At 68.4% G+C, this 9940-nt stretch carries 9 protein-coding genes; 2 read left to right on the top strand and 7 right to left on the bottom strand.

The genetic code is table 11. The features are described from left to right. The first annotated feature begins 119 nt into the window (after positions 1-119). Positions 120-452 (top strand): thioredoxin, encoded by a 333-nt coding sequence (trxA, locus tag AC07R7_RS25195; RefSeq protein WP_477070554.1) that lies wholly within the window; start codon positions 120-122, stop codon positions 450-452. Positions 453-518: 66 nt separating this feature from the next. On the opposite strand, the gene AC07R7_RS25190 is transcribed toward trxA, so the two are convergent. The 7 genes from AC07R7_RS25190 to AC07R7_RS25160 all read right to left on the bottom strand — a co-directional run bounded on the left by AC07R7_RS25190 (position 519) and on the right by AC07R7_RS25160 (position 8873). After that, entirely contained in the window at positions 519-626 is a 108-nt protein-coding gene (locus tag AC07R7_RS25190; RefSeq protein ID WP_082009057.1) for a hypothetical protein, read from the bottom strand. An 86-nt stretch (positions 627-712) separates the two neighbouring features. Continuing rightward, positions 713-2029 carry a bifunctional folylpolyglutamate synthase/dihydrofolate synthase gene (locus AC07R7_RS25185; protein ID WP_494637059.1) on the bottom strand — a complete coding sequence of 439 codons (1317 nt, stop codon included), beginning with the start codon at positions 2027-2029 and terminating at the stop codon, positions 713-715. A 62-nt stretch (positions 2030-2091) separates the two neighbouring features. Next, complete coding sequence (locus AC07R7_RS25180) at positions 2092-3015, bottom strand: acetyl-CoA carboxylase carboxyltransferase subunit beta (protein WP_125159535.1); 924 nt, start codon at positions 3013-3015, stop codon at positions 2092-2094. Positions 3016-3027: 12 nt separating this feature from the next. Further along, entirely contained in the window at positions 3028-3855 is an 828-nt protein-coding gene (gene trpA / locus AC07R7_RS25175) for a tryptophan synthase subunit alpha (protein ID WP_492888759.1), read from the bottom strand. Between the two features lie 12 nt (positions 3856-3867). After that, entirely contained in the window at positions 3868-5088 is a 1221-nt protein-coding gene (gene trpB, locus AC07R7_RS25170; protein ID WP_492841207.1) for a tryptophan synthase subunit beta, read from the bottom strand. Positions 5089-5102: 14 nt separating this feature from the next. Further along, entirely contained in the window at positions 5103-5771 is a 669-nt protein-coding gene (locus AC07R7_RS25165; protein WP_492888758.1) for a phosphoribosylanthranilate isomerase, read from the bottom strand. Positions 5772-6587: 816 nt separating this feature from the next. Beyond that, a complete protein-coding gene (locus AC07R7_RS25160; protein ID WP_492888757.1) occupies positions 6588-8873 on the bottom strand; it encodes an NADP-dependent malic enzyme in 2286 nt (761 codons plus the stop codon). 253 nt (positions 8874-9126) lie between these two features. Here AC07R7_RS25160 and dapB point away from each other — a divergent pair, with 253 nt between their 5' ends. Continuing rightward, positions 9127-9900, top strand: coding sequence for a 4-hydroxy-tetrahydrodipicolinate reductase (gene dapB / locus AC07R7_RS25155; protein ID WP_494637055.1), 774 nt, complete (start codon positions 9127-9129; stop codon positions 9898-9900). Positions 9901-9940 lie beyond the last annotated feature (40 nt).

The following is a 9940-nucleotide window of genomic DNA, read 5'->3' as shown; positions in this document are numbered from 1 at the left end:
GCCGTTGCCGGACGCGCCCCGTCCTCCTACATCTGCTGCAAGCGCTCGGAACGAATCCGGGCACATTGACCTTATCGCGTCCTCCGCGCCGAATGCGTGACGCCAGACTGGAGCAAGCCATGAGCACCGTTGTGGTGACCGACGCCACCTTCGAATCCGACGTCCTGAAGGCCGGCAAGCCCGTGCTGGTGGACTTCTGGGCCGAGTGGTGCGGTCCGTGTAAGCAGATCGCCCCGGCCCTGGAGCAGATCTCGGAAGAACTGGCCGACGTCGTCACCGTCGCCAAGGTCAATATCGAGGACAGCCCGACGACTCCGTCGCGCTACGGCGTTCGCGGCATTCCGACCATGATGCTGTTCCGCGATGGCCAGATGACCTCGATGAAGGTCGGCGCCATGCCCAAGCAGAAGATCCTCGAATGGCTGAACGAAGCCGGCGTTCAACCGGCCTAAGCGGCTTTCGCGGCTGAATTGAAGACGCCCGCTCCGGTCTCCGGGGCGGGCGTTTTTCGTGTCGGCCTACTTCTTGGGCGTTACGATGAACGGCGAGACCGAGACCGGAGGGGCTTTCTTTTCGGCCTTCGGTTTGCGGACTTCCTTGTTCGACTTCTTCTGACCCTTGGCCATCGGCGGTTCCTGCCAGGACGGGTGCGCTCGCCGAGGATGTCCAGCGGGCCGCGCCGCCCTATCGGCGTGGGCTCAGCCTTACGCTTTTAGGTCGGCCAAGTCTCTGGACTCATCGCCAGGACCTCGCCAGCCAGGTAGAGCGAGCCGCAGATCAGGACGTGGGGCGTCGGCTCCAGCTTGAGGGCCCGGTCCAGGGCGTCCTTGACCGAGTCGCAGGCGCAGGCCCTCAGGCCGGCCAGCTCGGCGGCGGCGGCCGTATCGGCGGCGCTGGCGGCGGCGGCGCCTTCGAAGGTGACGGTGAAGACCTTGGCCGCCACGCCCCGGAAGGGGCCGAAGAAGCCGGCGGCGTCCTTGTTGGCCAGCAGCCCCGAGATCAGCGCCACCGGCCGGCCGTCGCGGGCGGCCAGATCGGCGACGGCGCGGGAGACGGCGCGGCCGGCGTGCGGATTGTGGCCGCCGTCCAGCCAGAGGTCGGCCCCGGCGGCCTTGGCGCGCTCGGCCAGGGGGCCGGCGGTCAGGCGCTGGAAGCGGGCCGGCCAGACCGCGCTTGCGATCCCCCGCCCCATGGCCGCCTCGTCAATGCGGGGATGGGCCAGCGCCAGCAGGGCGGCGACGGCCAGGCCGGCATTGGCGAACTGGTGCTCGCCGAGCAAGGACGGAGCCGGCAGGTCCAGCAGACGGTCCTGCATCTGGACCATCAGCCGGCCCCGCTCGTTCCAGGCGTCGAAGTCGCGGCCCATCAGGGTCAGTTCGACGCCGGCCAGGGCGGCCGTGGTCTCCAGCACGTCTTCGGCTTCGCCATCCTGGCGGGCCGAGACAGCCGACGCGTCCGGCTTGATGATCCCGGCCTTTTCGACGGCGATCTTGGCGATGGTGTCGCCCAGGAACTCGCGATGGTCGATGTCCACCGGGGCGATGACGCAGACCGCCGGCCTCTGGATGACGTTGGTGGCGTCCAGTATGCCGCCCAGCCCGACCTCGACGATGCACAGATCGGCCGGGACCTCGGCGAAGGCGACGAAGGCGGCGGCCGTGGTGATCTCGAAGAAAGTGATCGGCAGGCCGGCGTTGGCGGCCTCGACACGGTCCAGAACGTCGGCCAGATGGTCGTCGGTGATCAGGGTGCCGGCCAGGCGGATCCGTTCGGCGAAGCGCACCAGATGCGGCGAGGTGAAGACGTGGACCTTGAGTCCGGCCGCTTCGGCCATGGCCCGCAGATAGGCGACCGTCGAGCCCTTGCCGTTGGTGCCGGCCACATGGATCACCGGCGGCAGGCGATCCTGCGGATCGCCCAGCGCCGCGCAAAGCCGCCGCATCCGGTCCAGCGACAGGTCGATCAGCTTGGGATGCAGCGCCTTGAGCCGCTCGAGCGCGGCGTCGTGGGCGCGGAGATGCTCGGCCAAGGCGGCTAGAGCCTGTCCGCGTGGCGGACGCCGAAACCGCTCACAACTTCGGCCGCCACGCTTTAAGCCGCCTTGCGGTTGCGGCCCATCATCAGGGTGCCCAGGATCGAACCCAGCACCTGCGGCAGGTCCTTGCGATGGGTGACGCGGTCGACCATGCCCTTCTCGACCAGATATTCCGAGCGCTGGAAGCCCGGCGGCAGGGTCTCGCGGATGGTCTGCTCGATGACGCGGGGGCCGGCGAAGCCGATCAGGGCGCCCGGCTCGGCCAGGTGGATGTCGCCGAGCATGGCGTAGGAGGCGGTGACGCCGCCGGTGGTCGGGTCGGTAAGGACCACGACATAGGGCAGGGCCGCGTCCTTCAGTTCGTTGATGGCCAGGGTCGTGCGGGCCATCTGCATCAGCGACAGCGCGCCTTCCTGCATCCGCGCGCCGCCAGCGGCGGTGAAGGCGATCATCGGCACTTCACGCTCAAGCGCGGCCTTGGCGGCGGCGATGAAGCCCTCGCCCGCGGCCATGCCCAGCGAACCGCCCATGAAGGCGAAGTCCTGGACCAGCACCACGGCGTCGACGCCGGCGACCTTGCCATAGCCGATGGCCATGGCGTCGGGCTCGCCGGTGGCCTTGCGAGCCGCGGCCAGGCGATCCTTGTAGGGCTTACCGTCCGAGAAATGCAGCGGATCCTCGGCGACCGACGGGGTCGGCAGGGCCTCGTACTGGCCGTCGTCGAAGGTGAACTTGAAGCGGGCTTCGGGCCCGATCCGCATGTGGCGACCGGCCGGCGTGACCCACAGGGCCGCCTCCAGGTCGGAGCGGAAGATCATCTCGCCCGTGTCGGGGCACTTGACCCAGAGGTTCTCGGGCGTCTCGCGCTTGGCGAACGCGCCGCGCACGCCCGGCGCGATCCGCGACAGCCAGCCGCCTCGGCGGTCCGTCGCCACTTTCTTGTCGCCCTTTTTCGGGTCCTGGGGTTCAGCCATAGCCATAGCCTTAGAGCCTCACTTCGTCCCGACTCGCGCCGAACGCACAGCCTTAGCCAGCTCCGACGCCTTGAGAAGAACCTTCTCGGTCACGTTTTCGTTCAACTGGGCCGCGGACTCGATTTCGTCGACGAGCGCGGAGCCCACCACGGCGGCGTCGGCCACGCGGGCGACGGCGGCGGCCTGCTCGGGCGTGCGGATGCCAAAGCCCACCGCGACCGGCAGGCCCGAGGCCTTGCGCAGCCGCTCGACGGCGGGCGCGACATCGGCGGCGTCGGCCGACTTCACCCCGGTCACGCCGGCGACCGAGACGTAGTAGACGAAGCCCGAGGTGCGGCGGACCACCATCGGCAGACGCGCATCGTCGGTGGTCGGCGCCGCCAGACGGATCAGGGAGATACCTTCGGCCTCCAGCGCATCCGTCAGCGGATCGGCTTCCTCGGGCGGACAATCGACGATGATCAGGCCGTCGACGCCGGCCTTGGCGGCGGCGGCGGCGAAGCTTTCGAAGCCGCGGTTCAGCACCGGGTTCAGATAGCCCATCAGGATGACCGGCGTGTCCTGGTCGCCCTCGCGGAAAGCGCGGACGATGTCCAGCGTCCCGTTCAGCGTCATCTTCTGGGCCAGGGCGCGCTGGCTGGCGCGCTGGATGGTCGGGCCCTCGGCCATCGGGTCCGAGAACGGAAAGCCCAGCTCGATCAGGTCGGCGCCGGCGGCCGGCAGGCCCTTGACGATCTCGAGCGCGGTCGCCGCGTCCGGATCCCCGGCCATGACATAAGCCACGAAAGCGGCCCGGCCCTCGGCCTTCAGCGCCGCGAAGCGACGGTCGATGCGGTCTTTGGTCAAGCGGTCTGTACCCTAGATCGTCCGCCCGAGGGCGTCGGCCACGGTGAAGATGTCCTTGTCGCCCCGGCCCGACAGGCACAGCACGATCACGCCGCCCTCGCCTATCTCCTTGGCCAGCTGCGGCAGCTTGGCGATCGCGTGGGCGCTTTCCAGGGCCGGGATGATGCCCTCGAGCTCGGCGCACAGCTGGAAGGCCTTCAGGGCCTCGTCGTCGGTGCAGGTCAGGTACTGGGCCCGGCCGATGTCGTGCAGGAACGAGTGCTCGGGACCGATGCCGGGATAGTCCAGGCCCGCCGAGATCGAGTGGGCGTCCAGGATCTGGCCGTCCTCGTCCTGCAGCAGATAGGTCTTGTTGCCGTGCAATACGCCCGGACGGCCGCCGGTCAGGGACGCGGCGTGCTTGTCGGTCTCCAGGCCGTGGCCCGAGGCCTCGACGCCGTAGATCTTGACGCTCTCGTCGGCCAGGAACGGGTGGAACATGCCGATGGCGTTGCTGCCGCCGCCGACGCAGGCGACCACCGCGTCGGGCAGCCGGCCTTCCATTTCCTGGATCTGCTCGCGGGTCTCGGTCCCGATCACAGCCTGGAAATCCCGGACCATGGCCGGATAGGGGTGCGGGCCGGCGGCGGTGCCGATCATGTAATAGGTGTCGTCGACATTGGTGACCCAGTCGCGCATCGCCTCGTTCATCGCGTCCTTGAGGGTCGCCGCGCCCGAGGTCACCGGGCGGACTTCCGCGCCCAAGAGGTTCATGCGGAAGACGTTGGGCTTCTGCCGGGCGACGTCGACCGCGCCCATATAGACCACGCAGGGCAGGCCGAAGCGGGCCGTGACGGTGGCGCTGGCCACGCCGTGCTGGCCCGCGCCGGTCTCGGCGATGATCCGGGTCTTGCCCATGCGCTGGGCCAGCAGGATCTGGCCCATGCAGTTGTTGATCTTGTGCGCGCCGGTGTGGTTCAGCTCTTCGCGCTTGAAATAGATCTTCGCGCCGCCGAGGTGGCGGGTCAGGCGCTCGGCGAAATAGAGCGGGCTGGGTCGGCCGACATAGTGCGTCAGGTAGCCCTTGAGCTCGTTCTGGAAGCTCGGATCGTTCTTGGCTTCCGTGTAGGCGCGGTCCAGCTCCAGCACGAGCGGCATCAGCGTCTCGGCCACATAGAGGCCGCCGTAGTCGCCGAAGCGGCCCTTGGCGTCAGGATAGGCCGACCAGTCGTTAGGCTTTGCGGGGGCGTTCAAGAGCTCACCAAAGGCTAGACGCGTTTGACGGCGTCGAGGAACGCCGCGATCAGAGCCGGGTCCTTTAGGCCCGGACCGCGCTCCACGCCAGAGGAAACGTCCACCAGCGGGGTTCCGGAGACCCGGATCGCGTCCGCCACGTTCCACGGATCGAGGCCGCCGGCCAGGAAATGCGGGCGAGAAAAGCGCCGATCGGCCAGCAGTCCCCAGTCGAACCGTGCGCCTGTGCCCCCGGGCAGGGCGGAGCCTTCCAGCGGCCTGGCGTCGAACATCAGATGCTCGGCGACGCCATCGAAGGCCCTGGCCTGGTCGACATCGGCGGAAGACGACACCGAGAAGGCCTTGATCACGCCGACGCCGGCCCGGGCGGCGATCTCGCGGACCCGCGAGGGCGTCTCCTTGCCGTGAACCTGGATCAGGTCGGGGCGCATCGTGGCCATCAGGCGGTCGATCAGGGCGTCGTCGGGATCGACCGTTACGGCGACGGTCTTCACGCCGCGACCGCGCCACATTTCGCTTTTGGCCGGCTCGACCAGCCGCGCGGCGGTCTCGGGCGCGACGTCGCGCGGGCTCTTGTCGAAGAAGACGAAGCCCAGGAACGCCGCCCCCCCGTCGAAGGCGGCCTTCACCGTCTCGGGCGTCGACAGTCCGCAGATCTTGGCCCCAAGGGCGGGAATGCTCATGGTGCGGGGGAGTTACGTGCGGGGCAGGCAGGATGCAAGCCCTGGGCTTCTGAAGACACCCCCTCCCCCATCCAGGGAGAGGGAACGTGATTGATCGACCTCGCGCCGTGGAGCTGCGAGTTTGGGTGGGGAGGCGACGGAGCGGCCGGGCGAACCCGGGGACCGTAGGGGTTTGTGTGTTTCGGCTCGCTTGACCGCTCCGCCAGGCTGTTCTTGCCCGTGAGGATGGGGGGCGTGAGCGTCTTTCAGCTCGGGACCCCACTAGCCCCCGGACGGGCGCGGACCAAGTCGATCGGCTACATCCGTCTCGACCCCGACGATCCACGATAGGCGGCTTGTACGATCACCGCCCTGTCGCTCCGCTGTCGGCTTTGATCCCAACGATCCCGTCACCCGTACGCGCTCCTAAAGAGTAAGCCGCACGACCTGACGACACCGCCGGGAACCGCCAGCGGCCCCGCTCAACCTACCCCCGCCGCCGTCTTGGGCCGGATCCAAACGCCCTCCCCCGCGACGGGGACGCATTGAGTATCGCGGCGGATTCAACGCCGATGATCCAGGGGCGCGAAAAATCGACAAGTCATTGATTTCGTGGGGTTCGACGCCGCCAACGCCGGGGATACAGCGCCCTCTATCCCCGTGAACCCTCCCGCGACCGGGGGCGCTGTCGCGTAAGGGCCGGCCGGCGTCGCAAGGGGATGACGCCGGCCGGAGGGCTTACGCGTCGGCTTACTGTTGCCGACGAGAACAAGATGGGTACGCCAGACAGGTCCAAAAGGCCCTGTGACGCCCTGACGCGGAGGCGCCCGGCGAAGCTTAGTCGGCCGCTTCCTCCTCAGGCTGGTCGTAGGCCGCCATCATCGCCATGTTCAGGATCTTGGACACCGAGGCCGACAGCGGGGCGATCTGGATCGACTTGGACAGGCCCAGCAGCACGGGGCCGATCACCGTGGCCCCGCCCAGCGACTGCACCAGCTTGGTCGAGATCGAGGCGGCGTGGATGGCCGGCATGATCAGGATATTGGCGCTGTCGGTCAGGCGCATGAACGGATAGTTGGCCCGCTTTTCAGGATCCAGGGCCAGCTCGGGCGGCATTTCACCCTCGTATTCGAAGTCGACGTCCATCTCGTCGAGCATGGCCACGGCCTCGCGCACCTTTTCCGAGCGCAGGCCCATCGGGTTGCCGAAGGTCGAATAGCTCATGAAGGCCACGCGCGGCTTGAAGCCCAGGCGGCGGACGGCGCGAGCGGCCTCGCAGGCGATCTCGACCAGTTCCTCGGCCTCGGGCAGCTCTGTGACGTTGGTGTCGGCCACGAAGATCGTGCGGCCCTTGGCCAGCACCACCGACATGCCCATGATCCGCCCGCCGGGGGCGGGATCGACGACGCGCAGCACCTCTTCCAGGGCCTGGTCGAAGCTGCGGGTGACGCCGGTGACCATGCAGTCGGCCTCGCCCAGGGTGACCATCGAGGCGGCGAAGCTGTTGCGGTCCTGGTTGATCAGGCGCTGGACGTCGCGCTTCAGATAGCCCTGGCGCTGCAGGCGGGCGTAGAGGGCGTCGACATAGTCCGGATTGCGGTCGGACAGGCGGGCGTTGACGATCTCGAGGCCGGCGGTCTCCGGATCCAGGCCCACGAGCTTCATGTTCTCGTGCACCAGGTTCTCGCGGCCGCACAGGATGGCCGCGCCGTAGCCGCCGGTCTGATAGGCATAGGCCGCGCGGATGACGCTGGGGTCCTCGCCCTCGGCGAACACGATGCGCTTGGGATTGGCCAGCACCGCGCCGGAGATCTTCTGCAGGAAGCCGGCGGTCGGGTCGAGGCGCTGGGCCAGGCCGGCGCGATAGGCGTCCATGTCGGCGATCGGCTTGCGGGCGACGCCGGTGTCCATCGCCGCCTGGGCCACGAACGGCGGCACGTACCAGATCAGGCGCGGGTCGAAGGCCGAGGGGATGATGTATTGCGGACCGAACTTCAGCTGGCGGCCGTGATAGGCGGCGGCGACCTCGTCCGGCACGTCCTCGCGCGCCAGCATCGCCAGGGCCTGGGCGCAGGCGATCTTCATCTCGTGGTTCACGCGCTTGGCGCGAACGTCAAGCGCGCCGCGGAAGATGTAGGGAAAGCCCAGGACGTTGTTGACCTGGTTGGGATAGTCGCTGCGGCCCGTGCCCATGATGGCGTCGGGGCGCACGGCGTGCACCTCTTCGGGCGTGATCTCCGGATCGGGATTGGCCATGGCGAAGATGACCGGGTTGGGGGCCATCGAGGCGATGATCTCCGGCGTGAAGGCGCCCTTGGCTGACAGACCCAGCAGCACGTCGGCGCCGGCGACGGCCTCGGCCAGGGTGCGCTTGTCGGTCTTGACCGCGTGGGCGCTCTTCCACTGGTTCATGCCCTCGGTGCGGCCCTGGTAGAGCACGCCCTTGGAGTCGACGGCGATGCAGTTTTCCGGACGCACGCCCATGGCCTTGATCAGCTCCAGCGAGGCGATGCCCGCCGCGCCGGGGCCGTTCAGCACGACCTTCACGTCCTCCAGCTTCTTGCCAGTGATGTGGCAGGCGTTGATCAGGCCGGCGGCGCAGATGATCGCCGTGCCGTGCTGGTCGTCGTGGAACACCGGGATGTCGAGCAGCTCCTGCAGCTCGGTCTCGATGCGGAAGCACTCAGGACTCTTGATGTCCTCCAGATTGATGCCGCCGAAGGTGATCCCGATGTTCTTGACCACCGTGATGATCTCGTCGGGATCCTTGGAGCTGATCTCGATGTCGATGCTGTCGACGTCGCCGAAGCGCTTGAAGAGGACGGACTTGCCTTCCATCACCGGCTTGCTGGCCAGGGCGCCCAGGTCGCCCAGGCCCAGGATCGCGGTGCCGTTGGAGATCACCGCCACCAGGTTGCCCTTGGAGGTGTATTCGTAGGCCAGGTCCGGATCGGCGGCGATGGCGTGGACGGGCACGGCGACGCCGGGCGAATAGGCCAGCGACAGGTCGCGCTGGGTGGCCATCGGCTTGGTCGGCACGATGGCGATCTTGCCGGGGGTTGGATAGCGATGGAAGGCCAGGGCCTCCTCGTCCGTGAAGGTCTTGCGTTCCGCGTCGCTCATCCGGCGTTTCCCATTCCTGCTGCGCAAGTTGAAGAAGGGGCGCGCCGATCGATGCGAACACGCCCTTATGTGGGATCACCGTAGCGAGGGGCGCCGAGCGTCACAACCGGGGACGGACGCGAAAATCCCAGCAAACGCCTGTTGGACTTGGCCTTGCGTCAACTTCGCTGACGTTCGGGAAGGCCGGGAGAGGTTGACCCGAGGGGGCGGATTGGGCGATTTGCCTCAAGTACATTTTGTACTGGAGCCTGACTTGTCCCAGCCCGTGAAGATCGCGATCGCCGGCGCCAACGGCCGCATGGGCCAGGCCGTGGCCAAGGCGCTGGAGGGCCGCGCCGACGCGGTCGTGACCGCGCGCTTCGAACGTCCGGGCGTGGACGGCGCCGGCCTGGTCTCGCGCGACGACGCCCTGGCGACGACGGACACCGTGATCGACTTCACCCTGCCGGAAGCCTCGGTGCAGCTGGCCGAGGCGGCCGCGGCGAAAGGCGGACCGGCCCTGGTCATCGGCTCGACCGGCTTCTCCGACGAGCAGCTGGCCCGCATCGACGCCGCCGCGACGAAGATCGCCATCGTTCGCTCGGGCAACTATTCGCTGGGCGTCAACATGCTGATGGGGCTGGTGCGCCAGGCCGCCGCCGCCCTGCCCGCCGAGGACTGGGATATCGAGGTCTTCGAGGCCCACCACAAGCGCAAGATCGACGCCCCCTCCGGCACGGCGCTGATGCTGGGCGAGGCCGCCGCCGAAGGGCGCGGCGTGGGGCTGGGCCAGGTCGCCGATCGCGGCCGCGACGGCGTCACCGGTCCCCGCAAGGAGGGCGCGATCGGCTTTTCGGTCGTGCGCGGCGGCGGCATCATCGGCGAGCACAGCGTGATCTTCGCCGGCGAGTCCGAGAGCCTGACCCTGTCGCACTCGGCCATCGACCGGGGCCTGTTCGCGCGCGGGGCCATCGCCGCCGCCGTCTGGGTGAAGGGAAAGCCGCCCGGCCTCTACGACATGCAGGACGTGCTGGGCTTTTCGAAGTAGGGATCTAAGCTGAGCCGGGGGGCTTTTTCTAGGATCTGGA

It is taken from the genome of Caulobacter sp. GW821-FHT05F04 (assembly GCF_059419665.1).
This window is presented reverse-complemented; position numbering and strand designations above follow the sequence as displayed.